This window comes from Sphingopyxis sp. BE259 (assembly GCF_031457495.1).
GTDB lineage: Bacteria > Pseudomonadota > Alphaproteobacteria > Sphingomonadales > Sphingomonadaceae > Sphingopyxis.
In genome coordinates this window covers 844606-870008 of record NZ_JAVDWM010000001.1, presented here as the reverse complement: position 1 = coordinate 870008, position 25403 = coordinate 844606, and the positions used below count along the sequence as shown (strand labels likewise).

29 protein-coding genes are annotated in these 25403 nt (G+C 61.3%); 5 read left to right on the top strand and 24 right to left on the bottom strand.

What is annotated here, in order from left to right:
- The first annotated feature begins 1 nt into the window (after nt 1).
- Nucleotides 2-871: an IclR family transcriptional regulator gene (locus J2X44_RS04220; protein WP_152567708.1), complete on the top strand. Its 870-nt coding sequence runs from the start codon at nt 2-4 to the stop codon at nt 869-871.
- A gap of 72 nt (nt 872-943) precedes the next feature.
- Nucleotides 944-1477 (top strand): TIGR02444 family protein, encoded by a 534-nt coding sequence (locus tag J2X44_RS04215; protein WP_058456271.1) that lies wholly within the window; start codon nt 944-946, stop codon nt 1475-1477.
- Here the strand turns inward: J2X44_RS04215 and J2X44_RS04210 are convergent.
- From J2X44_RS04210 to J2X44_RS04170, 9 genes are all read right to left on the bottom strand, one after another.
- Nucleotides 1443-1784, bottom strand: a complete 342-nt coding sequence (locus tag J2X44_RS04210) for a cytochrome c (RefSeq protein WP_037557657.1) — start codon at nt 1782-1784, stop codon at nt 1443-1445. The genes J2X44_RS04215 and J2X44_RS04210 overlap by 35 nt on opposite strands.
- Nucleotides 1785-1807: 23 nt before the next feature.
- Nucleotides 1808-3268 carry an FAD-binding oxidoreductase gene (locus tag J2X44_RS04205; protein ID WP_037557721.1) on the bottom strand — a complete coding sequence of 487 codons (1461 nt, stop codon included), beginning with the start codon at nt 3266-3268 and terminating at the stop codon, nt 1808-1810.
- 12 nt (nt 3269-3280) lie between these two features.
- Nucleotides 3281-3520 carry a non-oxidative hydroxyarylic acid decarboxylases subunit D gene (locus tag J2X44_RS04200; protein WP_037557656.1) on the bottom strand — a complete coding sequence of 80 codons (240 nt, stop codon included), beginning with the start codon at nt 3518-3520 and terminating at the stop codon, nt 3281-3283.
- Nucleotides 3517-4995 carry a non-oxidative hydroxyarylic acid decarboxylases subunit C gene (locus tag J2X44_RS04195; protein WP_052182498.1) on the bottom strand — a complete coding sequence of 493 codons (1479 nt, stop codon included), beginning with the start codon at nt 4993-4995 and terminating at the stop codon, nt 3517-3519. Before J2X44_RS04195 ends, J2X44_RS04200 begins: the two co-directional genes overlap by 4 nt.
- Nucleotides 4995-6455: an aldehyde dehydrogenase family protein gene (locus J2X44_RS04190; protein ID WP_037557719.1), complete on the bottom strand. Its 1461-nt coding sequence runs from the start codon at nt 6453-6455 to the stop codon at nt 4995-4997. Before J2X44_RS04190 ends, J2X44_RS04195 begins: the two co-directional genes overlap by 1 nt.
- A gap of 33 nt (nt 6456-6488) precedes the next feature.
- Nucleotides 6489-8042: an FAD-binding oxidoreductase gene (locus tag J2X44_RS04185; protein ID WP_037557655.1), complete on the bottom strand. Its 1554-nt coding sequence runs from the start codon at nt 8040-8042 to the stop codon at nt 6489-6491.
- Nucleotides 8039-8611, bottom strand: a complete 573-nt coding sequence (locus J2X44_RS04180; protein WP_052182497.1) for a hypothetical protein — start codon at nt 8609-8611, stop codon at nt 8039-8041. The genes J2X44_RS04185 and J2X44_RS04180 overlap by 4 nt, the downstream gene beginning before the upstream one ends.
- A complete protein-coding gene (locus J2X44_RS04175) occupies nt 8611-9234 on the bottom strand; it encodes a UbiX family flavin prenyltransferase (RefSeq protein WP_231732769.1) in 624 nt (207 codons plus the stop codon). The genes J2X44_RS04180 and J2X44_RS04175 overlap by 1 nt, the downstream gene beginning before the upstream one ends.
- Before the next feature lie 133 nt (nt 9235-9367).
- Nucleotides 9368-10024, bottom strand: a complete 657-nt coding sequence (locus J2X44_RS04170; RefSeq protein WP_310249366.1) for an aldolase/citrate lyase family protein — start codon at nt 10022-10024, stop codon at nt 9368-9370.
- On the opposite strand from J2X44_RS04170, the gene J2X44_RS04165 reads away from it, so the two are divergent.
- A complete protein-coding gene (locus J2X44_RS04165; RefSeq protein WP_310249376.1) occupies nt 9956-10132 on the top strand; it encodes a hypothetical protein in 177 nt (58 codons plus the stop codon). The two genes, J2X44_RS04170 and J2X44_RS04165, sit on opposite strands and share 69 nt — an antisense overlap.
- A gap of 7 nt (nt 10133-10139) precedes the next feature.
- Here J2X44_RS04165 and hpaH read toward each other — a convergent pair whose 3' ends face one another.
- Nucleotides 10140-10940 (bottom strand): 2-oxo-hept-4-ene-1,7-dioate hydratase, encoded by an 801-nt coding sequence (gene hpaH / locus J2X44_RS04160; RefSeq protein WP_037557653.1) that lies wholly within the window; start codon nt 10938-10940, stop codon nt 10140-10142.
- Between the two features lie 168 nt (nt 10941-11108).
- Between hpaH and J2X44_RS04155 the strand changes: the two genes are divergently transcribed.
- The gene (locus J2X44_RS04155) at nt 11109-11975 is read left to right on the top strand and encodes an alpha/beta fold hydrolase (RefSeq protein WP_037557652.1); all 867 of its coding nucleotides are present in this window, start codon (nt 11109-11111) and stop codon (nt 11973-11975) included.
- 68 nt (nt 11976-12043) lie between these two features.
- On the opposite strand, the gene J2X44_RS04150 is transcribed toward J2X44_RS04155, so the two are convergent.
- From J2X44_RS04150 to J2X44_RS04140, 3 genes are read right to left on the bottom strand one after another with little or no spacing between them, the layout of a single operon-like run.
- Nucleotides 12044-12541 carry an aromatic-ring-hydroxylating dioxygenase subunit beta gene (locus J2X44_RS04150; RefSeq protein ID WP_037557651.1) on the bottom strand — a complete coding sequence of 166 codons (498 nt, stop codon included), beginning with the start codon at nt 12539-12541 and terminating at the stop codon, nt 12044-12046.
- Nucleotides 12538-13713 (bottom strand): aromatic ring-hydroxylating dioxygenase subunit alpha, encoded by a 1176-nt coding sequence (locus tag J2X44_RS04145; protein WP_037557650.1) that lies wholly within the window; start codon nt 13711-13713, stop codon nt 12538-12540. Before J2X44_RS04145 ends, J2X44_RS04150 begins: the two co-directional genes overlap by 4 nt.
- On the bottom strand, nt 13710-14726 hold the full coding sequence (locus J2X44_RS04140) for a dihydrodipicolinate synthase family protein (protein ID WP_037557715.1): 1017 nt from the start codon (nt 14724-14726) through the stop codon (nt 13710-13712). The genes J2X44_RS04145 and J2X44_RS04140 overlap by 4 nt, the downstream gene beginning before the upstream one ends.
- A 173-nt stretch (nt 14727-14899) precedes the next feature.
- Between J2X44_RS04140 and J2X44_RS04135 the strand changes: the two genes are divergently transcribed.
- Entirely contained in the window at nt 14900-15685 is a 786-nt protein-coding gene (locus J2X44_RS04135) for a 1,6-dihydroxycyclohexa-2,4-diene-1-carboxylate dehydrogenase (protein ID WP_037557649.1), read from the top strand.
- Nucleotides 15686-15696: 11 nt separating this feature from the next.
- On the opposite strand, the gene J2X44_RS04130 is transcribed toward J2X44_RS04135, so the two are convergent.
- From J2X44_RS04130 to J2X44_RS04080, 11 genes are read right to left on the bottom strand one after another with little or no spacing between them, the layout of a single operon-like run.
- Nucleotides 15697-16929, bottom strand: coding sequence for an NAD(P)/FAD-dependent oxidoreductase (locus J2X44_RS04130; RefSeq protein ID WP_231732771.1), 1233 nt, complete (start codon nt 16927-16929; stop codon nt 15697-15699).
- Between the two features lie 11 nt (nt 16930-16940).
- Nucleotides 16941-18446 carry an aldehyde dehydrogenase gene (locus tag J2X44_RS04125; protein ID WP_037557648.1) on the bottom strand — a complete coding sequence of 502 codons (1506 nt, stop codon included), beginning with the start codon at nt 18444-18446 and terminating at the stop codon, nt 16941-16943.
- Between the two features lie 14 nt (nt 18447-18460).
- Complete coding sequence (locus J2X44_RS04120) at nt 18461-18739, bottom strand: 2Fe-2S iron-sulfur cluster binding domain-containing protein (RefSeq protein ID WP_037557647.1); 279 nt, start codon at nt 18737-18739, stop codon at nt 18461-18463.
- Between the two features lie 5 nt (nt 18740-18744).
- Nucleotides 18745-18951 carry a 2-hydroxymuconate tautomerase gene (locus tag J2X44_RS04115; protein ID WP_037557646.1) on the bottom strand — a complete coding sequence of 69 codons (207 nt, stop codon included), beginning with the start codon at nt 18949-18951 and terminating at the stop codon, nt 18745-18747.
- Nucleotides 18951-19721: a 2-keto-4-pentenoate hydratase gene (locus tag J2X44_RS04110; RefSeq protein WP_037557645.1), complete on the bottom strand. Its 771-nt coding sequence runs from the start codon at nt 19719-19721 to the stop codon at nt 18951-18953. The genes J2X44_RS04115 and J2X44_RS04110 overlap by 1 nt, the downstream gene beginning before the upstream one ends.
- On the bottom strand, nt 19718-20761 hold the full coding sequence (dmpG, locus tag J2X44_RS04105; RefSeq protein WP_037557643.1) for a 4-hydroxy-2-oxovalerate aldolase: 1044 nt from the start codon (nt 20759-20761) through the stop codon (nt 19718-19720). Before dmpG ends, J2X44_RS04110 begins: the two co-directional genes overlap by 4 nt.
- Nucleotides 20758-21693, bottom strand: coding sequence for an acetaldehyde dehydrogenase (acetylating) (locus J2X44_RS04100; protein ID WP_037557641.1), 936 nt, complete (start codon nt 21691-21693; stop codon nt 20758-20760). The genes dmpG and J2X44_RS04100 overlap by 4 nt, the downstream gene beginning before the upstream one ends.
- Before the next feature lie 27 nt (nt 21694-21720).
- Nucleotides 21721-22524, bottom strand: a complete 804-nt coding sequence (locus tag J2X44_RS04095) for a 2-keto-4-pentenoate hydratase (RefSeq protein WP_037557713.1) — start codon at nt 22522-22524, stop codon at nt 21721-21723.
- A gap of 2 nt (nt 22525-22526) precedes the next feature.
- Nucleotides 22527-24038: a 2-hydroxymuconic semialdehyde dehydrogenase gene (locus J2X44_RS04090; RefSeq protein ID WP_052182496.1), complete on the bottom strand. Its 1512-nt coding sequence runs from the start codon at nt 24036-24038 to the stop codon at nt 22527-22529.
- Nucleotides 24039-24464: a heme-binding protein gene (locus tag J2X44_RS04085; RefSeq protein ID WP_037557639.1), complete on the bottom strand. Its 426-nt coding sequence runs from the start codon at nt 24462-24464 to the stop codon at nt 24039-24041. It abuts the gene before it with no gap.
- Nucleotides 24465-24473: 9 nt separating this feature from the next.
- On the bottom strand, nt 24474-25397 hold the full coding sequence (locus J2X44_RS04080) for a catechol 2,3-dioxygenase (protein WP_037557638.1): 924 nt from the start codon (nt 25395-25397) through the stop codon (nt 24474-24476).
- Nucleotides 25398-25403: the final 6 nt, after the last annotated feature.

Here is a 25403-nt window from a genome sequence, read left to right as displayed (position 1 = left end):
TTTGGAACGTCAGGCAAAAAGCGTGAGAGTGACAGAGCTTGAAGACGATCACTCCGATATGTCCGCCTCTTCCAAATCGCCGCGCGATGTTGCGCAAAAGCCTCGCAAGAGTATCCAGTCGGTAGAGACTGGGGTCCGCGTGCTCGAAGCGCTGATATCTTGTCCCGGCGGCTGCGCACCCCTTCGCGATATCGCCGCGGGAGCCGAGATGTCGCGCAGCCAGGCGCACCGATATCTCCAGGCCTACATTAATACTGGGCTGGTCCAGCAGGAGCCTGCGGACGGTCGCTATTCTCTCGGTCCAACCGCCCTCAAGATCGGACTCTCGGCCTTGTCGAGGCTCGACGTTATTCGCATCACCACCGCCTATCTGCGGCAGCTTGCGGATGATCTCGAGACCACTGGTCTGCTCTCGATATGGGGTGACTATGGGCCGACGATCATCCGTTGGCTCGATGGCGGCGTTCCAATTGCGACGTCTTTGCACGTCGGATCGGTCCTTCCCATTCAGCATTCGTCTGCAGGGCTAGTTTTCATGGCTTTCCAGCCACTCCCTGCCTATAAGCGGCTGCTTGAACGTGAGCGCGCTGCGCGGACGTCCATCGATGAAATCGAGCTGCAAGCTATGCTGACGGAGATCCGGAGGCAAGGCTACGCCAAGGTGGACGGCCAAGTGGTACCGGGGCTCGCTGCCATTTCAGTCCCGGTATTCGACATGCAGGAAAAGCTGATCGCGGTGATTGGCGTACTTGGCCGGATGACCGACGAAAAATTCTTTTGCCAGAGCAATATCGACAAAGTCCAGGCCGCCGCTCTCAAAGCCAGCAACGCAATGGGCTGGCAGCCGGAGGAGATGCGTGGGGATTCCTGACCCGCTTGGTGCGATCGCCATAAACGGGAGCCTCCCGGGCGCTGGCATGCGAGGGGATTTCGGGGGCAGGACGTGAAGCCACTCGATCCCGACACCTTCTGGCGTTTCTCGGTATCAGCTTATGCGCAGCCCGGTGTAGCGGATATTTGCCTCAGCTTGCAGGACGACCATGGCTTCGATGTCAACCTCCTGCTTCTGTGCTGCTGGTTAGCGCAGCTGCGGTCGATCGTGCTTAGCGAGACGGAATTGCGTTTTCTCCTCGCAGAAATTGAGGCGACAAATTCAGAAGTCATCGGGCCACTGCGTCAGGCCCGCCGGTGGCTGAAAGCTCCCGCCAGTACCAGCGGGGCCTCGGCTGCCAAGGCGCAGCGTGTCCGGCGCCTCGTAAAGATGGCCGAACTCGAAGGGGAACGGCTGGCGCAGCACCTGCTAATCAGCGCGGCGAGTGCGCTTGGAGCTGAGAGCTGCGCGGACCGAATGAACGCCGCAAACCTCAGTCTGACGGCCTATACGCGGATCGTTAACGAGACTGACGCTGCCGATGCCTTGCAAAGCCTTGCGCGCCTCGTCGTCAAGGAGCGTTCGAAGGACCCTTTGCCGTCTTGATGTAGGTGAATACAAGATCCACATCGGCGTCTGTCAGCTCGGTTGGGCGGAATGGCGGCATTTCGATCAGCCCGTTTCGGACGACCGAGTGGACATAGTCCTTGTCGAGGTCCTTGCGGCCAATGAGGGGCGCAACGGGTCGCTCCATCTCTTCAAGCAGCATAGTGGCGGGATGACCCGGGCCCGGGTCGTGACAACCCGCGCAGTTCAGGGCATATAATTCTGCACCGTCCGGTTTGTCCGCATCTGACGATTTCGAACAAGCGGTTAGCATCAGCAGAGCGACCGCCAGCAATCCCATCTTCATGCTTTCGATTCCCTTGTTTGAGGTCAGGCCGACAGAAAGAGGTTCGCGGGATCGAGCGCGCGTTTCACGCGCGCGTGCAGTTGAGTTATCGCGCCGCTTTCATAGGTCGCCCTAGCAGAGGCGGCGAGCGCCGGCTCGACGTGCGTCTGTCCAAATCCGGCACCTGCCTGCGCATCGATCAGCTCGATAGCGCAGTCTCTCGCCCGTTTACTGCCCGCGGGACTGCCATCGAAGCACAAATACTGCCGATGCTGGGCAGAGCGCCAGACGGCATTCGTTTCTCCGACAAAATCGAAACCGTGCCGGCCGGAAATATCGCGCGACAAGTCATAAAGGCGAAGCCCTTCCTTGCCATCAACCGGGCTGATGGGGCCGATGTCGAGAGAGGATCCTCCGGCCCAGGCCGAAGGGCGGCCAAGTGCATTACCGACCGAACCAAGCATCATGCCTTTTCGCCACGCCCACAGTCCTTCCATCCCGGCTGCGGGAGCGGCCAGCACCCGCGAGCCTTTGATCGATGCGAACGCGTCCTGGACCATCGACCAAGCGATGCGAACATTGTCGGGGAGCCCGTAAAGCGAGCCGTAAAGAGTCCAGTAGCCAAGCCCGATCGACTCCCCGGCTTTTCGAACCTCGCCGGCGGACATTGGGCCGGTGCCGCCGAAGTCGCGGCGTACCTTGCCCGAACGCGCTGCTTCGTGCAGCGCATTTGCCACCGCCACGCCATTGGGGACGACCATATTGGTCTTGAGCGGGCCCAGTACATCGAGAAGTTTGCCAAGATCGTCTTCGTCCGGCACCGTGACAGCAAAGGATTGCGCTGCCGGGGGCTGGGGCATGAGCCAGAGGCCGAGCTTGGTCACGACGCCAAGATCGGATTGTGTGAAGAGCCCGTCGATCCAGGGCCCGTAACCAAATTTGAAGAGCTGCCAGCAGGTACTCTTGGGCATAGCACCCATCCCTGTCCGGACACTGCGGCCGTCGGCCAGCATCAACTCAAGCCCGCATTGCATAAGATAATGATCGGCATATGGGGTATAGCCCACGCGCCGCTTCAGAAAGGCGCTCGCCACCGATTCGTCGGGCTCACCCGGGCAATCGACCCAGAGCTTGAGCCCCCGCTCGCCTATCTGTTCGGAGAGTTGCCGAAAGGTGACGCCTGGCTCGACGAGGCAGTAAGCCAAGTTCTCATTGATCTCGAGAATCTCATTCATGCGGCCAAGATCGAGCAATATGATCTTGTCGCGTGCCGCCACCTCCTGACCTGCGACCGCGCGGCACACAGGTTGAAGCGCCGCTCCGGCCTCGCTCGCCACCGCGAGGACCTTGGCAAGTTGCTCGGTGTCGCGCGGCGCGATGATACCCAGGGGCAGGGCGACTCCGGAATGGAAGGGTGCGAGCGCCGCCGGATCGCGCGTTACCCCATCGGCACCGACCAGTGCTTCTAGCGCGTCGAGCGCGGCGGCTTGGCGATTTGCGTCCATCTTGATCACCCCCTATTTCCGCATGGTCGAAGGTTGCAGGACGATCGGAAAAAGATCCGGCTCCGAAACATCGATCGCGAACTCCTCGGCGCGCACACGCGGGTCGATCGCACTCGCCGGCTCGCTGTCGCGCCAAGAGAAACAGCAGGCCGTGCAGCGATGGATTGTCCAAATCGTTTTCTCGCCATCGACGCCGCGGAAATCAGGGATCGAAGCGTCGGAGCCACATCGCGGGCAATGGGGTGCAGTCATAGCGTCTCGCCTCGTTGCATCGCCTGGATCCGTTTGCCGAGGTCATCGATAGTCTGGCCGGTGGGCGGGGTGACCAGATGTGCCTCGCCCACCGGATCGGGCGGGAGATAGCTTGTTGCGTCGATAATCAGATGGTGCCCCTTCCCCGGCGTCACGGCAGCGGGGTCGATCGGGACCATCGCCATGTTCGGCAGGACGATGATGTCCTCCGCGCGCGTCCGGGTCGACAGGGCCCACATGACCTGGTTGAGATCGAAGGGATCGATATCGCCATCGACCATGATCAGATTTTTCAGATACATGAGGCCATGGGGCGTACCAAGCGCGCGGAGCGCCACGGATTTTGCGAAGCCCGCCATCCGGTTCTTGACCGCGATGATCGCTGTCAGTCCGTGCTGGTACAGCGCATTCACCGCGGTGACTTCGGGAAAGGTCTGGCGCAACTGTGCATAGATGGGCGCCGACGTATGAAGACCGATCAACGTGTCGTGCTCCGTCCAGCCACGACCGATGTAGATATTCTCGAATATAGGGTTCTTTCGGTGCGAGACGGCGGTCACCTTGAAGACAGGGGCGCGTCGCACGCCGCTGTAGGATCCTGGGAATTCACCGAACGGCCCTTCGAAGACGCGCTCACCAAGCTGGAGCTCGGCTTCGATGACGATCTCGCTATCCGCGAGGATGTCGATACCGTTGCCGGAATTCGTCAGCCGGATCGGCGCTCCCATCATCGCCGAGGCATAAGCATATTCGGACTCGTCGTAGCCGATTGGTGTTGCTGCGAACAACGCGACGCCGGGATGGTTGCCGAGCATGACGGCGATCTTGAGCGGCAGGCCTTCGCGTTCCGCTGCGAGGATCTGGCGTCCCATGTCATGCGACGGGATCGTCATCAGGCTGAAGCGATCGGGACCCTGGATCTGAAGCCTGTAGATGCCGACATTCTGCTTGCCGAAATTTTCCGGATCCAACGGATCGCGCGAAGCCACCGACGCCTTGGCCAAATAGAAACCCCCGTCAAACTCGTTGATGCGATACACGGGCAGCAGGTCGTAGAGATTGATATTCTCCTCGTGCCGGCACTCATGGACAGGCGCCTGCCCCTCGGAAACGCGGCTGATCTGGGCAGAGGCATCGCCCCAGCGCCCGGCTATGTCGAAGAACATATCCCGGATTGTGGTGCCTTTTGGCTGACCCAGGAGCAGCGCGATATTATCCCAAGAGCCGTGCACCCCGACAACCGTGCGTTTCCCGGGGTAGCCCGCTATATTGTCGAACAGGATCGCAGGAGCATGGTTGACATCGCGCGAGGCGGCCACGGCAATGTTGCGCAGGTCGGGCTCGGGCATGATCCGGTCCGTCCAGGTAATGGCCTGCCCATATTCTTCGAGGAGCTCCAGAAAATCGCGCAGCGATCCGACGCCTCTTGCGCGATCGGCGAGGTTGGCGCGAATGGATGACTTTCCTTGAGACATCAGTGTGCTCCCCCAACGGCCGCGTCGGTCTGGATGCTCACCCATTTCCACTCGGTCATGATTTCAAGATCGGCCTCGGTGCCCTCGCGGCCAAATCCGGAAGCCTTGGAACCGCCGAACGGCACGTGAGGCTCGTCGTGCAACGTGGGCGCGTTGACATGGACCATCCCGGACTCGATTTCGCGAGCGAACCGAAGCGCCTTGTCGATGTCGCGCGTGAAGATCGCGGCGCTCAGGCCATATTCGGTGTCGTTGGCAAGCCGGAGGGCTTCATCGAGGTCATCGAACGGATAGAGCGACGTGACCGGCCCGAAGGTTTCCTGGGCCGCTACCTCCATCCCGGGCTGGACACCGGAGAGGATGGTCGCATGGCACACATGGCCCGTCCATTCGCCCCCGGCGAGTATTTCGGCTCCCTTGCCGCGGGCGTCATCGATATGCTGCCGCACGCGCGCGCGCTGACGCCCGGAAATGATAGGACCCAGCATCGTTGCGGGATCGCGCAGATCGCCGGATGAGAGTTTCGCAGCTGCAGCAGCGAAAGCCTTGGAGAACCGGTCGAAGATCGGACGTTCGACATAGATACGCGACGCCCCCATGCACACCTGGCCCTGATACATGAAGATGCTGAAGATCGCGGCCGCCACGGCCTTTTCGATGTCGGCGTCGGCGCAGACGACGAGAGGACTCTTCCCGCCGAGTTCGAGGGTATATTTCTTGAAGCCTTCAGCTGCGATGCGCGCGATATGCCGCCCGACCCGGGACGAGCCCGTGAAGGTGATCGCGCGAACCTTGGGATGGCCAGTAAGCGCATCGCCGATTTTGGCGCCGTCCCCATATACAATGTTGAACAGGCCTTCGGGCACGCCTGCTTCCTCCCAGAGGCGCGCGAGTTGATCGGCCACGCGCGGTGCCGCTTCCGACGGAAGCAGGACGAAGGCATTGCCCGTCGCGAGCGCCATGGCCGACTGCTTGATCCCCTTGATCAGCGGGACGTTGAACGGCGTAATGCCGGCAACGACTCCGACCGGTTCGCGAAAACTCATGCTGACGCGGCCGGGCGCATCGGATGGAATAGTCTCGCCGCGAATGCGCCGGGGAACGCCTGCGGCCGCGCGCAAGAAGCTCGTGGCGAACCGGGTCTCGAAACCGGCCTTTGCGATCGGCGAGCCGATTTCATCAACGAGCGTGTCGGCAAATTGCGATGCGTCACGCTCCATGAGAGCCGAAGCCTTTATCATCCATCCCTCGCGCGCGGCTGCGGAAAGGTCGCGGTTCCGGCGATAGGCCGTGTCGGCCGCCTCAACTGCTCGATCGACGTCGGCCGGAGTCCCGGCAGCCGCCCGGGAATAGAGACTGTCGTCAATCGGGTTCAGGCTTTCGAAATAAGCGCCGTCGCCAGGGGCAACCGGTGACCCGCCGATCCAGTGGTCAAGCCCCCTCACTTCGTCCTTACGCATCATGAATCTCCTGGGAGCGTGGGTCGCGTGGCATCAGGGACGCGCCGACTTCGGCCATATGCCCTGCTTTCCGGGCGAAAGAATGCCGTTGGGATCGAGAGCGTCCTTCAGGCGGTGATGGAGATCCCAAAGCGCCCCGTCGTTGTAACGATAGGTTCCAGCAATCTGGTCCATGAAGGCGAGATGAGTACGATATTCGCCGAACCCCGCCGCCGCGGCCTCATCCACCAGGAGACTGAAGAGATCGTGGGCGCTCTTGCGCATCGTTTCATCGGCCCGATTGTACATGATCATCAAAATGTGATGCATGTCCCGCCAGCCGACCAGAAACTCCCCGATGTAGTCGAAGCCGAATTCGTGGCAGCGTTTCTTGATCAGATTATATTGAGCCAAGGCTTCCGCCCCGTCGGGCGCGGAAATCGGGGAAAAGTTGACGTGTCCCCCTCCGCCGATCCAGTTCATGATGCTGAACTCGGTCATATTGGGTTCGCCGCGCATGAGCTTAACGCGATAATCCCACGCAGGATCATTCTCGCGCGCGAAGTGGAACTTGGCGCCCGGAATGTTGCTGAATGCCTCCTCGATCAATTTCCAATTATTCTCGATCATGGGCGGTGGTCCGTAGAGGGCGCCGTAATAATTCCACATCCCGAGATTGAGGTCCGCGGCGATCTTCGTCCGGATCGACGGCGGGAGCGGCCCCTTGCCGTCATAATAATGTCGCCGCGTGGTCTTCGCCGAGGCCTCCCACAATAGGTCGACCGCGACCGCTGCGTTAGGGATCACCTGATTCACCTTGAGCGGGCGCGTGATCTCGAAAATCTGCTCGAGATCCTCTTCGCGTGGAAAGGTGATCATGAACGGCTTGTAACCGGGCGGCTCCGGCATCAGCCAGATGCCGAGTTTGGTGACGACGCCGAAATTCGACTGGGTGAACATGCCATCGAACTGCGGTCCGAGCCCATGTTTGCTGATCTGCCAATGCTTGCTGTTAGAGATGCCTCCCTGGCCCGTGCGAACGACCTGGCCATCGGCAAGCACAACTTCCATCCCGCATTGCATAATGAAGTGATCGCCATAGGGCGTGTAGCCGGCGCCATGCTCGAGCGCGTTCCCCATGACGCCGCCCCAGGCGGGCGCTGCCGGATCGATCCACAATTTGCTGCCGATCCGCTGCAGGTGGCGATAAAGCTGCATGTAGGAAACGCCCGGCTCGACCAGCGCATATCCATATTTTTCGTTGACTTCGATGATCCGGTTCATCCGTTTCAGATCGAGGACAAGATATCCGGATTTGCGGGGTGCCGGCCCGCCATATGCGAAGTTCCGTCCAGTCCCGATGGTCCAGATCGGCAATCGGAAGCTGTTGGCGATGGCAAGGATCCGCTGCACCTGTTCGACGCTTTCCGGAGCGACGGCGGCAGAAGGAAGCAGAGTGCCATCGGCAAGCGGCGAATACGCGTCGCGGTAAGTCGACAGCGGAAGCTCGTCGACGAAAACCCAGGTTTTGCCGACGACGCCTGCGAGTTCATCGAGGGCCCGTGAAAAGTCGGCCGCCGCAATTCCCTCGGGCAGCGGCGGCCTCACCGCGTTTCTCCGGCAAGCCGAAAGGCCCAGGTCACAAGTAGGCCGGGGCTATTCGAGGCGAGTGCACATTCCCCCGAAATGCACGCGGCCCGGCGCGGTGATGATTTGTGGCCGTCCAGCTCATCGCGAACTTTCTGCGCAACGACGGCGGGCCAAGTATATTGCGGGAGCGCGCCCAAGCCGGGGGCGGCGCCGATGCGGTGTGTCCAGCGGCCCGCCTCATAGGAATGTTCCCATCGAAGCAAAGGCTCCGCTCCACTCTCGATGAGCAACTGGGCCGCAATCATTGCAGCGGGGTCGGAGGTCAGGCCTGCAATCACCTGCGCGCCGCGGGGCCAGTCGCCAAGCAACTCATCCAGCCCGCTTCCGACATCCAGCGCGAGAGACTTTTTCGAAGACGATATGAGGGACGCGGCAAAACGCTCGCTTTCCTCAACCCTTGGCTGGCTGACGACGAGAACGGCCTCTTCGTCCGCCGCACTTCCTGACCGGAAGCGGGAGGCTCCAACCAGACCCGCGCAAAAAACCCCGGCGCCCAATAGCTCCCGGCGCATCAGCACTGCCGCCATCAAATTGTCCTTTCCGATTTATCCGCCTGCGCCAGAGGCATCACTTCTGCGCCCTTCAGTCCGGTCCATCGGCGATCGGCGGCCCGATGGATGCCGAACTGGTCGAGGACCCGGATGCAGCTATGGTCGACGATTTCGTCGATCGACGATGGCCGAGCGTAGAACGCCGGGACGGGTGGGAAAATTATCGCCCCCATTTCGGTACAGGCTGCCATGTTTCGAAGATGGGCAAGGTTCAGGGGCGTCTCTCGCACCATGAGCGTTAATGGACGACGCTCCTTGAGCATGACGTCGGCAGCTCGGGTGATCAGATTGTCGGAGAGCCCATTGGCGATCGCCGCAAGGGTGCGCATGGAGCAGGGCGCGACAATCATGCCGTCACAGAGAAACGATCCGCTCGCGATACTGGCGCCGACATTCCGTATGTTATGAACCACGTCAGCCGACGCTTCAAATTTTTTCAGCGTTAGCGGCAGTTCCTCGCGGATGTTGAGCACGGCTGCCTGGGAGACCACGAGGTGCGTTTCGCAGCTCGGATCTTCACGCAGCATTTCCAGCAGACGCAGACCGTAGATTGATCCTGTCGCGCCGGTGATCGCGATCACGATCTTTTGCAACGTCATCGCCCCCGCCGGCGGAGGCCGCCTGTATCCGGTCGATTCGGCACTAGCATAGCCCGCTCCCGATTTCCTATTTGGACACAGCATACAATCCGTTGCTTATTGTGCAAGGCCAAAACCGGCGCGCGGATCGCGGTCACTGGCGGAATCGATCGAGCAGCCCGCGTGCCGCATCGGCGAGGGCGAACGCATCTATTCCGACAGCGACGAAGCTTGCGCCGCCGGCGAGATGTGCATCGAGAAGCGCGAGATCGCGCGACAGAATTCCCGCTGGCTTTCCCGCGGCAAGGATGCGGGACAACGCGCCCATCGTGAGCTCGCGCACCCGCTCCCGGTTGGCGCTTCCCAAGAGCCCGGCCGACGCTGCCAGATCGGCTGGACCGATGAACAGCGCGTCGATCCCGTCGACGCCGGCGATTGCTTCGATATTCTCGACACCCTGAATCGTCTCGATTTGCGCAATCAGACAAAGCCGCTCGTTGGCATCGGCAACATGGGTCGCAATGCCGCCCCAGCGCGATGCCCTTGCACCGCCGATGCCTCGGCTGCCCGATGGGGGGTAGCGGCATGCTTCGACCAACCGGAAGGCCTGCTCAGCCGTTTCGACCATCGGAACCATGAGGGTCGTCGCTCCCAAGTCGAGGATTTGACGGATCGCGACGGGGTCTGATGAAGGCACGCGCACGACGGCAGCGCAGGGCGGGCAGGACGCTATTGCCCGCAATTGCTCGATTATCCCGGGCAGAGTTTGCGGTCCGTGCTCGGCATCGACAAGGAGCCAGTCGAACCCCAGTCCGGCGCAGATTTCGGCGATGTCGGCGTTCGCCAGCGCCAGCCAGAATCCCATCTGCGTCCGCCCTTCGGCGAGCGCGACTTTGAAATGGTTGGGAGGATTTGCTGACGACATGTCAGACAAACCGCATCGCGATCGAGCCGAGCCTGCCATAATCCGCAGATATCACGTCGCCGCGCGACACAGGGACCGGGCGGGTAAAAGAACCGCCCAGCAGGATTTCGCCCGCCTGCAACTCTTCTCCCCACTGCGACAAGCGATTTGCCAACCACGCGACCCCTCGCGCTGGATGGTTTAGCACGCCAGCCGCAATTCCTGTTTCCTCGATGACGGCATTGCGAGATAATATGGCGCCGGCCCATCGCAGGTCGATGGCGTCCGGCCGGATGGGCCGGCCGCCGAGGACGATCCCGGCATTCGCCGCGTTGTCGGCAATCGTATCCTGGATTTTCCGGGCGCTGCCGGTCTCCGCGTCGATCGGCTGAACGCGGCTGTCGATGATCTCCACGGCGGGCACTACATATTCAGTGGCAGCGAGAACAGCCCGTGTCGTCACATCGGGACCACCCAGCGGCCGGGAGAGAATGAAGGCCAATTCGACTTCGACCTTCGGATTGATGAAGCGATCGATGGGAATTTCGCTCCCCTCCTCGAACGCCATGTCATCGAGCAACGTGCCATAGTCGGGCTCGGTGATACCAGCAGACGCCTGCATCGCACGCGATGTCAGACCAATCTTGCGGCCAATGGACCGACGTCCCGCCGCCTTCTTGAGCTCAACCCACGCGCGGGCGATGCGATATCCATCTTCTATCGTCATCTGAGGGAAGCGAAGCGACAGCTGCCGGACGGGTGTTTGGCTCGCCTCGGCGACATCCAGTTCACGCGCGAGCGATGCAACAGTCTCGTCGTCCATCTCGGCTACTCCCCGTCCCACAATTGCTTATCTGGCAAATGCATTGCACAATGAGATATGAGAGTCCAGTCGGCAGGTCGCTAGAGTTTACAATGGACAACACGATAGCCATTGTGCAATGTCCAGGTCGGATGGAATGCCATCGATAAGACGGAAGGGAGAGATTTCATGGGTTCGGATGTCATCCGGGAAGAGAAAATCGAAGGACGCGGGCTTACGTCGCACACGATGATCGCCGGCGATCCCAAGAAGCCTGCCATATTACTTCTGCATGGCGCCGGGCCGGGTGCGCACGCCGCATCAAACTGGCGCCACCTAATGCCCGATCTCGCCGAAAATTTCTTCGTGATCGCACCCGATCTGATCGGATTTGGCCAGTCCACCATACCGGATCCGTTCCCGGACAATGTCATGGCGTGGATCGGTGTCCGCGTCGAACAATGCCTCGGACTGATGGACGCGCTTGAGATCGACAGCGCCCATATCGTCGGAAATTCGATGGGCGGCGCGCTGACACTGCAGCTTCTGAGCGAAACGCCCGAACGATTCGATAAGGTCATTCTCATGGGGTCGATAGGTGCCCCGGCGCCGCGGACGCCGGAGTTGGTTCGGCTGCTCTCCTTTTATTCCGATCCGCGCCCAGCGCGATATCGCCAGCTGATGCACAGCTTCGCCTATGACGCTGACAAGTTCGAAGGAATGGAAGAGATCGTATCGTCGCGCTATCAAATTGCGACCGATCCCGCTGTCATGTCCATCGCGTCGAAGATGATCGATTCGATGAAGGTCGGGATCGAAACGCTTGCAATGCCGCCGTCGATCTTGGGCAAGCTTCCGCACGACGTGCTGATTTTTCACGGCAGGCAGGACCGGATCGTCCCTCTCGATACGAGCCTCTATCTGCTTGAGCATCTCCAGCATGCCGAACTCTATGTTCTCGATAGGTCGGGACACTGGAGCCAGCTTGAGCGATGGGACATCATGCGCCCGATGCTCGAACGCCATTTTGGCGCACGCGACTGGACGACGGCCTGAGGGCCGTTGTCACCCCGATGACGTACATATCCAAGGGCGCTGGCTCTCACCATCGCTCCCAGGTGTGACTAGATCGGATAGACCAGATAGCGGGGTAGTACCGTCGTATCGAGGAGGGTGCGACGGGAAAGAAGCTTAAGATCTCCATCCGCGCCTTCTCGAACGAGATCCTCATATTGCCCCGTCGCGAGGACTTCGGACACGCCGCTGTCTTCGGGCGTCATGAACACGCTGAAGTTGGACCGCGCTTTCCAGGTGTTATCATCAATTCGGTCCGCCGCGACGCGCTGAACGAAATGCCGAGTTCGATAGTCCTGAAATGTCCCGGCCCATATCTTCGTGATATAGGTCACTCGGTCGAGCAGGCGCGCGTGGCAGTCGTCGTACATGAAGCCCAGCGCGAGCCCCTGTTCCTCATTTTCACGCGACAGACAGATATAGGATGCGTCGTCCTCTTCCACATAGTTGGATAGCCAGCGCTGCATATCCTTGCTGTCGAGTGCGTCCGCGTCCGCGACGAGCAAGTCGTCGAGCGCGCGATTAAAGTTTTCGGGCGCCAAGGTCATGCTGCGCGCCTTTCGAAACCCATTATTTCCCGATAATATTCCCATCTCGGAAGATTTCCGCTCTCGTCGTTCTGAAGGAACTCGTCCTCGATCTTCTCTTTGTCACGGACACCTTTTTGAAAGATGGCCGCGCCGGGCGTGTGGTTCCCGATATGAATCCGGTGAAAAATCGACGCGTCTTCCATGCTGATCAGGCCGCTCGGACCCAAGAGGTTCGAACTTTGGCGCAAGCGGTGCCGCACCATCTCCTCATCGTCATCGGCATGCGCGAAATAAGCGTAATGCACTTCGACCCGCTCATGATCGATGGGCGTCGCGAACCGCAGGTTGATAACGTCCAAATGCTTCGTTGCAACGAAGGTCGGAAAGAGGCTGACGATCCGGGATCCGACGGAGGGGTCCTGCCCCTTGAACTCGATGATCGACGGATCTTCGAGCATCGTATCGCCACGGGCAACCGACAGCTCGGATTCAAAGCCTATATGGCCCCGTTTCGTGCTGGTGAACTGGCGCCCCTTACCGCCCTGCCAGTTTAGGAGATTGAAGGCCTGGTGCAGGAGCGGTGCATGATAGCCGTCATTGTCGGTATAGGACTTCCAGTTCGTGTTGTACCGGACCTTCTGGTAGCCGAGCAGCTTGAGGCGGCCGTCCCCCCCCACGAGCTCGCGGAGCGTTTCCACGATCGATCCGAGGCATTCGAGAAGGGGTTCGGTTCGAGCGGACATGGTGACGAACACGACGCCGTAGACGCTCTCCATCCGGGGTTGGGCCAAGGGATAGTCGGAGCGGTTGAAGCCAGGCACGAACTCGCGCTGGTTCGGACACCCGACCAGGTCCCCCCGCGTGCTGAACAGCCAGCGATGATATGGGCATTCGAATTCCTGCTTGTTACCCATCGGAGCGGTTTCGAGCTGGTTCCCGCGGTGCGAGCAGGCGTTGAAGAAGGCGCGAACGATACCATCATCGCCGCGCGCGATCAGCAGGGGAATACCGGCGAGACGAAACGTCTTGAAATCCCCCCGTTCCGGGATCTCGCTCTCATGGCAAACCGGATGCCACTCCTCGCCATGAAAAATGCGCTGCAGTTCGGTGTCGTAAACGTCCTTGCGTACAAAAACTTCCTTCGGAATCTCATTGAAATTGTGAGGCCAGTCCAAATCTAGCTTCGTCATGGGATTGCCTCCAATGATAATGGCGTGGATTGCTCGCGTTCCAGCTCGCGTCCCAGATCGGCCCACATCGTGCCGGATTTGCGCGCCCCGGCCAGAAACGGCTCGGGTACGAGATGATAGGGCGGCCGAACTGGTCCCGCTTTCATCCACCCTGCAGCGTCCATTCGGGCCTTCTCGAGGCCGATGTTATACGTTGAAAATTCCTTGAAGCTCCCATTCGGGAACAGGGGCGCGGCGGTGGGGCCCAGACGCGCCTGCAGCGCCCGCGCGGCCGCCCAGTCGCCGCTTGCCCTCGCCTTCGCGACAATATCGCGCAAACTCGTCGTCACGAGCGGATGGCAAACGGCGCCACTGGACCAGAAGGCATCGATCTCGTCGACCATCCGCGCCGCCGCATAATAATCGAAATCGATGGGGAGTAGCTTGATATTGCCCTTCACGGCCGCGAGATCGGCCAGCAGCGTACCGACCCCGATATATTTCGCGGTCACGACCTGGGGAATTTCCGCGACCTGCGCCCAGAATGCCCGCGGAAAATCGAACTTGAACGCTTCGGGGTTGGCGTAAATGGCGATATTCATTTCGGGGACGGCCTCGGCGACGTCGCGATAGAATTGCACGGAAACGTCGAGCGCGGGCGCGCACCACATCGGAATGCCAAGCATGGTCCCGTCGGCGCCAAGCGCAAGCGCTTCCCGGGTCAGGGCGATCGTATCGCGCGTGTTAAGGCAGGTCGTGCCCACGAACACGGGAACGCGGCCGCCGGCCGCATCGACAATCGCTCGCATATAATCGAGCTTTTCGCCGTGGGTGAGCGTTGCCGCCTCTCCCAAAGTTCCCATGCTGAGAATGCCGTCAATTCCAGCGTCGATCAGCCCGTTCACCACCCGCGCGGCTTCATCCAGGTCGACCGTGTTCTCTGAGCGCCAGTCCGAGGCGTTTTCGGTAGCGGGCGTCGGCACGATGGCCCAGGCGCCTTTGATATCATCGGGTCGGAGCAGCCGGCTGCGCATCATCCCTCTCCTTTTGGACCTGCAGAATCACGGCCCTTTCGTTGTTCATAGTGTAATGCATTACTCCTTGTGTTTGCAAGCTGCGACATGTAATTCCTGAATCAACCATTGCGTAACAATTCTATCCAGTTGATATTTATCAATTTTAGTTGCGCAATAATGGAGAGCTCACGATGATTTCCTCCGGGCGATATGCCGATAAAATTGCCGTGGTTACGGGCGGAGCCCAAGGCATCGGATTGGCGGTTGCGACCCGAATGGCCCGGGAAGGCGCGACAGTGACCATCGCTGACCGCGCCGAGGACGCCACGATGGCGGCCGTTGCGGGCCTTCGTTCCGACGGGCTCGACGCTTATGGTGAAATTCACGACCTTGAGAAAAGAGACGGCGCCTGTTCGCTTTACGGGAATGTGATCGAGCGGCATGGGCGCGTCGATGTCGCGGTCCATAATGTCGGCGGCACGATCTGGGCCAAGCCCTTCTGGGACTATTGCGCGGAGGAGATAGAGGCTGAGATCAACCGTTCGCTCTGGCCTACGATCTGGTGCTGTCATGCCGTGCTCCCGCATCTTTTGGCGGCGGGCCAGGGTGCGATCGTCAACGTCGGCTCGGTCGCGACGCGTGGGATCAACCGCTTGCCCTATGCCGCAGCGAAGGGCGGCGTTGCTGCGCTGACCGTGGCGCTTGCCCAGGATCTCGAAGACAGGCCCATTCGGGTCAATTGCGTGGCGCCAGGCGGCGTGAACGTCACGAGAGTCACACCCAGAAATCCGGCCGAGCCCACCGAGGCAGACAAGGCAGGGTTCGAGGCTGTCGTAAGGCAGACGCTGCGCGATACCCCGATGGCGCGCTTTGGCGAGGTCGACGAGATAGCTGCCGCCATCTGTTTTCTCGGCGCCCCCGAGGCCTCCTACATCACCGGACAGACGCTCTATGTTGCCGGAGGCGGGATAGGCTGAAGTTCGGGGACCTAGGAAGCAGACTTCTTCAATATTTCGCGCAGCGGGACATCGACATCGGCCAACTCCGCCGGTCCGACGCGCGCGCGGCGTTCGACAAGGCGCTTGGCGACTCCCATATCTGCCGACCGGTTCGCGGTCAGCGCGCCCATGACGAGATCTCCTGCGAGGAAGAATGCGCAAAAGGCATCATCCTCCACCCTCCCGCGCATGATGAGCTGCTGCTGCGCGTCGATGCGCCCGGTCACTTGTATGTTCAGATCATATTGGTCGCTCCAGAACCAGCACGGGCGGCAATATTCGACGGGTTGACCGAGCATGGCGGCCGCTGCAGCTGCGCCCTGCTCGGCTGCATTCTGATAGGTCTCCATTCGCACGCGGCCGCCGAAGAAGTCGGGTTGCTCGGCGACGTCGCCCGCGGCGAAGATGACGGGATTGCTGGTACGGCATTGCGCGTCGACTACGATCCCATTGCCGACGATCAGGCCGGCATCCGCTGCCAGTTCGACGGCCGGGACGATCCCGATACCCACAACAACTGCGTCGCAGGCAAGTTCTTCGCCATCATCGAGCTCGACGGCGCAGACTTTCGCGCCGCTCAGGCGAAGACCTTTGACCGATCGGCCGTAGAGCGCACGAACGCCCTGCATCCGGTGATGCTCGCCGAGCCAAGCTCCAAAATGGTCCCCGAGTGCCCGGATCATCGGCGAAGCGAACGGCTCAACAGCGGTAACATTGCAGCCCATTCGCCGCGCGCTGGCAGCAACCTCGGCGCCGATGACGCCCATTCCGATGATCACGATCTGCGCGCCGGGCCGCAGATCGGCGGCAAGGCCGGCGGCGTCGCCAAGGGTGCGAAGATGGTGCACATTGGCAGCCTCGGCCCCTGGCAAAGGCAGGCGGCGAGCGGCGCCGCCCGTTGCCAGGAGAATGCGGTCCGCCTGAACCGCTTCGCCGGACGCGAGCCTCAGCGCGCCGGCGCGCAGGTCGATCGCCGTTGTTCGCACGCCCAGGCGGAGCTCGACCTTGTTCGAGGCGTACCAATGCTCGTCATGAAGATAGAAGCTTCCAGAAGGCGTTCCGCCTTCCCACAGAAACTCCTTCGAAAGCGGCGGCCGTTCGTAAGGGCGCCACGGCTCCTCGCCGATGAGATGAATATGGCCGTCATAACCTGCGCTGCGCAGTGATTCCGCCGCCCTTGCGCCGGCCATGTTTGCGCCGACGACCGCAATGCTATTGATCACTATTGGTCACCCTATTGATCGAACATTCCAAGCTTGCCCTCGTCGAGGTTCACGATCACCGACTTCGTCTGGGTATAGTGGTTGAGCACCTCGTGACTAAACTCCCGGCCAAACCCGCTCTGCTTGTATCCGCCGAGCGGCATGTTTGGTTTGAGGTTATAATATCGGTTGATCCATACCGTCCCGGTTTCAAGCTTCCTTGCAATGCGATGCGCGCGCGCGAGGTCGCGGGTCCACACGCCGCCGGCGAGGCCGAAGCTCGTGTCATTGGCACGCGCCATCATCTCGTCCTCGTCGCGCCAGCTTTGCACTGTGGTAACAGGACCGAAGATCTCTTCTTGCGCAATTCGCATGTCGTTTGCGACCTTGGTGAAGATTGTCGGCTGGACGAAATGCCCTTTCGCGAGCCCGGCATCCGCCGAACGCGCGCCGCCGGCAAAGACCGTCGCCCCTTCCTCGATCGCGAGCGCGAGGTAGGATTCGATCTTCTCCATTTGCATAGTCGAAGCCTGCGCTCCGAGCTGCGTGGCAGGGTCCAGCGGATCGCCCTGCCTGATGTTGCCGAGCGCATCACGAAATTTCTCGAGAAACTCTTCCTCTATTGCCTCGTGAAGGAAGAGGCGCGACCCGGCGAGGCACACCTCGCCCTTGTTAAGGACGGTCGACATCGTTGCGCTCTCGACAGCCGCGTCGATATCGGCATCGGCACAAATGATGTGCGCCGATTTTCCGCCGAGTTCGAGCGTCTGCGGAATGATATTCGCCGAGGCATATTGGATCACGCGGCGCGCGGTCGCGACCGATCCCGTGAAAGCGACTTTGCGCACGTCGGGATGGGTTACGAGCGCCTCTCCGACGTCGGCCCCATAACCCGTGACGACATTCACCACACCCGGCGGCAGAATATCGGCCATCTCCACGAAAAATTCGAGCACCGAGAGGCATACCGTTTCGGCCGGCTTCAATACCACCGTATTGCCCGCCGCCAGAGCCGGCGCGATTTTGCACGCCATCATGAGCAGGGGAACATTCCACGGTATGATCTGGGCGCAGACGCCCAGCGGCTCGCGGTGCACGATGCCGATCGCATCGGGAAAGTCCAGCGTCTGGCCATGCAGGCCGTAGGCGGCACCCGCGAAGAGTTCGAACTGGCCGATCGCGTTGGGCAGGTCGAAATACAGCGACTCGCGGATGGGCTTACCGTTGTTCAGCGTTTCGAGGACGGCATATTCTTCAAGGCGCGCCTTGAGGCGGCGCGCAATTTCGTAAAGAAGGTCCTGCCGCTCCGCCGCGCTGCTCTGGGACCATGCGGGAAAGGCCGCTTTTGCCGCCGCCACGGCCCGACCAACATCGGCGGCGTTCCCAGCTTGAATTCGGGCGAGCGTCTCACCCGTAGCAGGGTTGAGCAGCGCGATTGTCTTGCCGCTGGCGCCCCCGACCCATTCTCCGCCAATCAGATGGCCATATTCGTCGCGAATGCCATAGTTGCTTTCAATCGCCTTCAGATTTGTCGACATGTCGCTTCTCCACCTTATTCCACAACTTCGATCGTCAGACGACCGAGAGGATAGAGCCGGCAAGCAAGGGCATAACCCGCCTGGAGCTCCGCGTCCGATACATGCGCCTTGCTCATCTTGCCGAGCCGATGCGCGCCTTCGATAACCCGTACCCGGCAGATTCCGCAGCCGCCGCCCCGGCATCCGACGCCGATATCGCTCGCTCCGCTGCGCTCCATGGCAACGAGCACGCGCTCCCCGTCCGGGCATGGAAAGGCGCTGCCTCCCACGATTTCCACGAGATGCGGGCGCATAGCGACTATCCCCCGGACTCGCGCGCGCGCCGCGCGGCGAACGACTGGCCGCCAACTGCGAAATGTGCTGCGGGAACCTCACGCAGGATGACGCGAACCGACTCGATCGGCGCCCCGACGGCGGATACGGCGGCGTCGGTCAGCGCCGCGACGAGAGCTTCCTTCGCCTCCGGCGTTCGTCCCTCGAGCAAGGTGACCTCGATAATCGGCATCAGGCATCAACCCTGATCGAAACTGATCCGAGATTCTGGACAGTCGTGCGGATCGACTGACCCTTGGCAAGGGTCGGAGCAGCTGTGATCCCGCCCGCCAGGACGATATCCCCGGCCTCGATGCGCTCGCCGCCCTCCGACACCATGCGCGCGGCCGCAACGAGCGATCGTAGCGGATGCCCCAATATGGCGGCGCTGGACCCCACTTCGACGACTTCGCCGTCGATTTCGAGAATGACCCCGAGATTCGAGATATCCTGGTGCGGGTCGTTCCAGCTTCCGACGACAAAGCCCGAGGAAGAACTGTTGTCAGCGATGACATCGGCGAGCGCGAACTTGAAATTCTCGTATCGGCTGTCGATCACCTCCATCGCAGGCGCCACCGCGGCAACCGCGGCGAGCGCCTGGGCCATCGTAACCCTACCGGCGAGGGGAGCCGACATCAGGAAGGCGATTTCCGGCTCGATGCGTGGGTGGACGAAGTTAGCGAGCGCAAGGCTGCCCCCTTCCTCGATCAGCATCTTGTCGGTGAGTCGGCCCCAAGCCATCTGGTCGACGCCCACTTGTTGCATCTTGGCCCGGCTCGTGAGACCCATTTTGACGCCGACACGCCGCTCGCCGCGCTGGAGGCGACGATCGATGGACAGTCGCTGGATTTCATAAGCGTCCTCAACCGTCAGCTCGGGTCGGGCATGGGTCAACTGCGGCGTAGCCACGCGTTCGTGCGCGGCCCGGTCCAGGATTTCGGCCAGACTTGCCAAATCGCTCATTGCGACACCGCCAGTTCCTGGTCCCGAACGAGGTCGAGGGCGACATCGACGATCATATCTTCCTGGCCGCCGACCATCCGCCGCCTGCCGAGCTCGACCAGGATCTGGCGGGTATCGAGACCATATTGTTCGGCCGCCTTTTCGGCATGGCGCAGGAAACTGGAATAAACGCCTGCATAGCCCAAGCTGAGAGTCTCGCGATCGACGCGCACCGGGCGGTCCTGCAGTGGCCGCACAATATCTTCCGCGGCGTCCATCAAGCCCATCACGTCGCACCCGTGCTTCCAGCCCTTGCGATCGGCGGCGGCGATGAAAACCTCGAGGGGGGCATTGCCCGCCCCGGCACCCATGCCGGCGAGACTGGCGTCGATGCGCACCGCGCCGGCCTGCGCCGCGACGATCGAGTTTGCGACGCCGAGCGAGAGATTGTGATGCGCATGCATCCCGCGCTGCGTTTCGGGCTTGAGGACCCGATCGTAAGCTTCGAAGCGGGTCCGGACGCCGTCCATGTCGAGGGCTCCGCCGCTGTCGGTTACATAGATGCAATGGGCGCCATATCCCTCCATGAGCAAGGCTTGCTGCGCGAGCGCTTCGGGATCGATCATATGGCTCATCATCAGGAAGCCAGAGACGTCCATGCCGAGGTCCCGCGCAATCCCGATATGCTGCTTTGCAACGTCGGCTTCGGTGCAATGGGTAGCGACGCGCACCGAGCGGACGCCGAGACTGTGCGCGCGCCTCAGTTCCTCGACCGTTCCGATGCCCGGAACCAGAAGCGTCGTCAGCACCGCATGTTCGATGACATCAGCCGCTGCCTCGATCCACTCCCAATCGGTGTGGGCCCCAAACCCGTAATTAAAGGATGTCCCGTTGAGGCCGTCGCCATGCGAGACTTCGATGGCATCGACCCCGGCTGCGTCGAGCGCCTTTGCAATGGCTCGCACGCTGTCGGTGCCATACATGTGAAGGATGGCATGCATCCCGTCGCGGAGCGTTACATCCTGGATGTAAAGCGACTGGCTGGATGGATCGAAGGTCATGCTGCGATTCTCCCCGTCTGACGCACGAGGACTTCGGCGGCAGCCTTTGCCGCAGCGGTCATGATATCGAGGTTGCCGGCATATTTTGGCAAATAGTCGCCGGCGCCTTCGACCTCGAGGAAGACGCTGGTCTTCATTCCTTCGAATTCGCCATAGCCCGGGATCTTTAGCGGCCGGTTCGATCCGAACCGTTCGAACTGAATGTCCTGCTTCAATCGATACCCTGGCACATAACGCTGGACCTCGGCGACCATCGCCTTGACGGCATCGCAGACCAAGCTCTCGTCAACCAAGTCGGTCAGGGTGAAGATCGTGTCGCGCATGATCATCGGCGGGTCGGCCGGATTGAGAATGATGATCGCGCGGCCTTTGGCCGCTCCCCCAACAACCTCGATGCCCTTGGCCGTGGTGCGCGTGAACTCGTCGATATTGGCCCTTGTACCGGGTCCGGCCGACCGGGACGAAACCGACGCGACGATTTCCGCATAATGGACCGGCGTGACGCTCGACACCGCAGCGACAATCGGGATCGTCGCCTGTCCGCCGCACGTGACCATATTGATATTGCGAGCGCCCGAGGAGACCGCTGCGTTGACCGGCGGTACCACGAAAGGGCCGAGCGCGGCGGGCGTCAGATCGACGACAAGCTTTCCATCCGCTGCGAGGGCCTTGGCATGTTCGACATGCGCATAGGCTGAGGTCGCGTCGAAAACGAGCTCGATGTCAGGGTAATTCGTAAGCGCGCGCAGTCCATCGATACCTTCGTGGGTCGTGGTTACGCCGCGCGCGCGCGCCATCGCAAGGCCTTCGGAGGCGGGATCTATTCCTACCACAACGGCAAGTTCGAGTTCGCTCGAGCCCCGCAATATCTTGACCATGAGATCGGTGCCGATGTTGCCCGATCCGATGATCGCGCATTTCGTCTTCGCCATCTCTTTATCCCTTTCCGGTTGATCGCCTCAGCTTGCAAACGCCGCTTTGACGGTCCCGACTCCATTGATTCTGGCCTCGACGACGTCGCCGGCCGCGACGGTTGCCATGGGTCCGAGAGCGCCCGACAGAAGAACATCTCCGGCAAGAAGCGGACGGCCTTCGCGTGCCATGACGCGCGCCAGCCACAAGGAGGCACTGATCGGGCTGCCAAGACAGGCGACGCCCGCGCCGACAGAAACAGGCTCGCCGCGGCATTCCATCACCATCCCGCACGCGCGTAGGTCGAGCCCGTCGAGCTTGCGCGGAACGGCGCCAAGCACGAACAGACCGCTCGAAGCATTATCGGCGATGGTGTCCAAGATCCGGATGTCCCAATTGGCGATGCGGCTGTCCACGACCTCGATCGCGGGCACGACATATTCGACCGCCCGGATCAGTTCGGCGATCGTAAGGTCGGGCTGAAGGAGGTCGCGCCCGACCACGATCGCGATTTCCGCTTCGACCTTTGGCTGGATGACCCGCCCGAGCCCGATCGGCTCGCCCTCGGGCACATCCATATCAGCGAAGAGCATGCCATAGTCGGGCTGGTCCACGCCGAGCTGCTTCTGGACCGCCCGCGAGGTAAGCCCGATCTTGCGTCCGACGAGACGGCGCCCCGAGGAGAGTGCGTGGCGGGTGTTCAATTCCTGCACCGCATAGGCCGCCGCGACGCCACCGCCGCTGAGGCTTTCGCGAAGCGGGGGGATCGGCGAGCGCTTTTCGGCCGCCGTTCGCAGGGCGATCGCTGCTTCTTCAATGATGTCAGGGTCAAGTGTATTTTGTTCGGACATGATCATATCTTCACGCAGATGTTTTCGAGCTCGGTGTAGAATTCGAGGCTGTGCGCTCCGCCCTCGCGGCCTATTCCCGATTGCCCCGAACCGCCGAATGCCGTGCGCAGGTCGCGCAGGAACCAGCAGTTCACCCAGCACACGCCGACGGACATTGCCGCCGCGACGCGATGAGCTCGAGAGAGATTTTCTGTCCAGACGGTAGCGCACAGGCCATAATCCGTGTCGTTCGCCCAACTTATCGCGTCGTCTTCGGTGTCGAAGGGAATGATCCCGCAGCAAGGACCGAAAATCTCCTCCCGCATGACGGTCGAATCATGAGCGAGGCCGGTCCAGATTGTGGGTTCGACCCAGAACCCGCCCGCCGCCGCGGCATCGACGTTGGGTACCCCGCCGCCCGTAACGGCGATTGCCCCTTCGGCGATCGCCCGCTCATAATATCCGAGCACTTTCTGCCGATGTTCTTCGCTGATCATCGGCCCGAGGTAATGCGGATCACCCTTGTTCCCGGGTTTCAGTGCGCGAGCGGCAGCGGCAAGCTTGGCTACGAAAGGTTCGAAGACGGATTGCTCGACATAGACACGCTCGGTCCCCAGGCACACTTGCCCGCTATTCAGAAAGGCGGCGCGCGAAATGCCTTCGGCTGCTTTCTCAAGATCGGCATCGGCGAAGACGATCGCTGGATTTTTGCCGCCGAGTTCGAAGCTGATGTCGCGAACGCCGACGGCAGCCTGCTTCATTATGGCCTGCCCGGTGCCGGTTTCGCCTGTGAAGGTGATGGCATCGACGTCCGGATGGGCGGTGAGGAACTCGCCTGCTGCGCCGGGGCCGAAGCCGTGGACGACGTTGTAGACCCCCGTGGGCATTCCGACCGCGTCCATCACTTCGCCGAGAAGGGCTGCCGTCCGCGGCGTCTCTTCGGACGGCTTGACGATCACGGTGTTCCCGCAGGCCAGCGCCGGGCCGACTTTCCAGGTCATCAGCAAGAGCGGGAAATTCCACGGGCAGACGACCGCGATGACACCCTTCGGTTTACGCACAGCGTAATTGATCGCACCGCTCCCGTCAGGCGTCGGGGTACCGAACGATTCTGTCGGGAGGGTCGTGACGATGTCGGCGAACATCCGGAAGTTCGACGCGCCGCGCGGAACATCGATGTGCGCCGCGACCGCTCTCGGCTTGCCCGTATCGGCCACTTCTGCATCGAGAAAGTCTTCCGAGCGCCGTTCGATCTCATCCGCAACAGCAGCGATGAGCCGAATGCGCTCGGCTGTTGTCATTTTGCCCCAAGGTCCTGTGAGCGCACGCTTGGCCGCCGCTACAGCGCGATCCACATCCTCACGGGTCGCCTCATGAACGCGCCCCGTCTCCCGACCGGTGGCGGGGTCGATGTTGGGGAACGTCGCCCCCGAGCCGCCCTTTACGAACCGTCCGTCGATAAAGTTCAAGATATCCGCAGCGACAGGTCGGTTTCTCTCTTCCGGTTCGACCGCAAGCTGTTGAACCTGTACCATTCAGAACTCCTTCGCACCAATCGAGGCGGCGGCTGCCCGGGCGCAGGCGATGTCGAACTCCTCGGAGCCGCCCGAGACTCCAATTCCCCCGATGCAATTCCCATCGACTATGATCGGGACACCGCCGCCGAACATCACGACCCGCGGCTGATGCGCGATGCCGTTGCATAAGGCTTCGGAGCCCGAGACCAGTTCGTAGACCGCTGCCGTCGGCACTTTGAAACTTGCGGCCGTGAAGGCTTTGTCCTGAGCGATCTTTTCGGAGTGAAAGGGAGCCGCGCCGCCTTTCAGGAACGCGACCAGTTCCCCCGACGCGCCCACGACCGCAGCGACCACGGGCGTTCCGCCGGCGGTGCCATGCCCTACGGCAGCGGCGACCGCCTCCAAGGCGGACCCGTGTGCAATCGTGTGGTAGTTTTCGACCATCGCAGGAAGTCAGGTATTGACGGTCATGAAGCGGTCGTTGAGCGCCTTTTCATAATAGAAAATCGCCTTGCCCGCCTGTTCGACGCCCCACGACCGGCGAGGATTATCGGGGTAATAATCATAACCGCCGGCAAAGGTCTCGTTCCGATTTCCCGAAGGGTCGAAGAAATATATGGTCTGACCACGCGTGATACCGTGGCGCGTCGGGCCGATATCGAGTGAGATATCATAGCGACTGATGATATCGGCAGCATTTCCGACGTCGTTCCAGGATTCCAGGCGGAACGATGTATGGTGGATTTTCGCATCCTCGGGGCCTGCAAGGAACGCGATATCGTGAGCCTTATTGCTACAGCTCAGGAAGATGCCGAGCCGAGTGCCGCTCGCTTCGTCGACGAGTTCCTCGGTAACGGAAAAATCGAGCGCTTCGACGAAGATTCGCGCCGATCCCGCGACATCGATGCCGTTGAGCGCCGAGTGATCATATCGCATAGCGCGCATGCCGCGCGGCTCACTGTGCCAGACGTCCGGGTTCTTTGTGGGAGGACCGTCTGCCGATAATTCCATGTCGGCGTAAAGGTCGAAGATATGCCCGGTAGGAACCGCGAAGCGCAGCTTGCGTCCGACGCCCTCTTCCTCGCCCGCGGTGATCCATTCGACGTCGACGCCGGTGGCTTGCAAACGGTCTGCGAATATTTCGAGGTCGCTGTCGCGGCAAACCTTGAAGCCGATCCGATCAAGACCGGGCATATCCGCCTCGCGCAGGATGACGCTGTGTCGATCGAATTCGTCGAACCCGCGGAAAAATGCCCGGTCACCCGAACGACCGACGAGTTCCAGCCCGATCCGGTCGCGATAATGGGGGATGGCCTCCTCGAGATCGAGGACGCGCATCTGGACAAAGCCTGGTCGCATCACGCCTGTAATTGCCATCACCGC

What these genes read in the sequence shown, in the direction of transcription:
- J2X44_RS04200 (WP_037557656.1), bottom strand. Translation starts at nt 3,520, where the DNA reads ATGACTGCACCCCATTGCCCGCGATGTGGCTCCGACGCTTCGATCCCT.
- J2X44_RS04080 (WP_037557638.1), bottom strand. Translation starts at nt 25,397, where the DNA reads ATGGCAATTACAGGCGTGATGCGACCAGGCTTTGTCCAGATGCGCGTC.
- J2X44_RS04190 (WP_037557719.1), bottom strand. Translation starts at nt 6,455, where the DNA reads ATGCGTAAGGACGAAGTGAGGGGGCTTGACCACTGGATCGGCGGGTCA.
- J2X44_RS04210 (WP_037557657.1), bottom strand. Translation starts at nt 1,784, where the DNA reads ATGAAGATGGGATTGCTGGCGGTCGCTCTGCTGATGCTAACCGCTTGT.
- J2X44_RS04090 (WP_052182496.1), bottom strand. Translation starts at nt 24,038, where the DNA reads ATGGTACAGGTTCAACAGCTTGCGGTCGAACCGGAAGAGAGAAACCGA.
- J2X44_RS04120 (WP_037557647.1), bottom strand. Translation starts at nt 18,739, where the DNA reads ATGCGCCCGCATCTCGTGGAAATCGTGGGAGGCAGCGCCTTTCCATGC.
- J2X44_RS04195 (WP_052182498.1), bottom strand. Translation starts at nt 4,995, where the DNA reads ATGTCTCAAGGAAAGTCATCCATTCGCGCCAACCTCGCCGATCGCGCA.
- dmpG (WP_037557643.1), bottom strand. Translation starts at nt 20,761, where the DNA reads ATGACCTTCGATCCATCCAGCCAGTCGCTTTACATCCAGGATGTAACG.
- hpaH (WP_037557653.1), bottom strand. Translation starts at nt 10,940, where the DNA reads ATGGACGACGAGACTGTTGCATCGCTCGCGCGTGAACTGGATGTCGCC.
- J2X44_RS04095 (WP_037557713.1), bottom strand. Translation starts at nt 22,524, where the DNA reads ATGTCCGAACAAAATACACTTGACCCTGACATCATTGAAGAAGCAGCG.
- J2X44_RS04100 (WP_037557641.1), bottom strand. Translation starts at nt 21,693, where the DNA reads ATGGCGAAGACGAAATGCGCGATCATCGGATCGGGCAACATCGGCACC.
- J2X44_RS04150 (WP_037557651.1), bottom strand. Translation starts at nt 12,541, where the DNA reads ATGACCTTGGCGCCCGAAAACTTTAATCGCGCGCTCGACGACTTGCTC.
- J2X44_RS04155 (WP_037557652.1), top strand. Translation starts at nt 11,109, where the DNA reads ATGGGTTCGGATGTCATCCGGGAAGAGAAAATCGAAGGACGCGGGCTT.
- J2X44_RS04115 (WP_037557646.1), bottom strand. Translation starts at nt 18,951, where the DNA reads ATGCCGATTATCGAGGTCACCTTGCTCGAGGGACGAACGCCGGAGGCG.
- J2X44_RS04175 (WP_231732769.1), bottom strand. Translation starts at nt 9,234, where the DNA reads ATGACGTTGCAAAAGATCGTGATCGCGATCACCGGCGCGACAGGATCA.
- J2X44_RS04135 (WP_037557649.1), top strand. Translation starts at nt 14,900, where the DNA reads ATGATTTCCTCCGGGCGATATGCCGATAAAATTGCCGTGGTTACGGGC.
- J2X44_RS04205 (WP_037557721.1), bottom strand. Translation starts at nt 3,268, where the DNA reads ATGGACGCAAATCGCCAAGCCGCCGCGCTCGACGCGCTAGAAGCACTG.
- J2X44_RS04125 (WP_037557648.1), bottom strand. Translation starts at nt 18,446, where the DNA reads ATGTCGACAAATCTGAAGGCGATTGAAAGCAACTATGGCATTCGCGAC.
- J2X44_RS04180 (WP_052182497.1), bottom strand. Translation starts at nt 8,611, where the DNA reads ATGGCGGCAGTGCTGATGCGCCGGGAGCTATTGGGCGCCGGGGTTTTT.
- J2X44_RS04145 (WP_037557650.1), bottom strand. Translation starts at nt 13,713, where the DNA reads ATGACGAAGCTAGATTTGGACTGGCCTCACAATTTCAATGAGATTCCG.
- J2X44_RS04085 (WP_037557639.1), bottom strand. Translation starts at nt 24,464, where the DNA reads ATGGTCGAAAACTACCACACGATTGCACACGGGTCCGCCTTGGAGGCG.
- J2X44_RS04110 (WP_037557645.1), bottom strand. Translation starts at nt 19,721, where the DNA reads ATGAGCGATTTGGCAAGTCTGGCCGAAATCCTGGACCGGGCCGCGCAC.
- J2X44_RS04140 (WP_037557715.1), bottom strand. Translation starts at nt 14,726, where the DNA reads ATGCGCAGCCGGCTGCTCCGACCCGATGATATCAAAGGCGCCTGGGCC.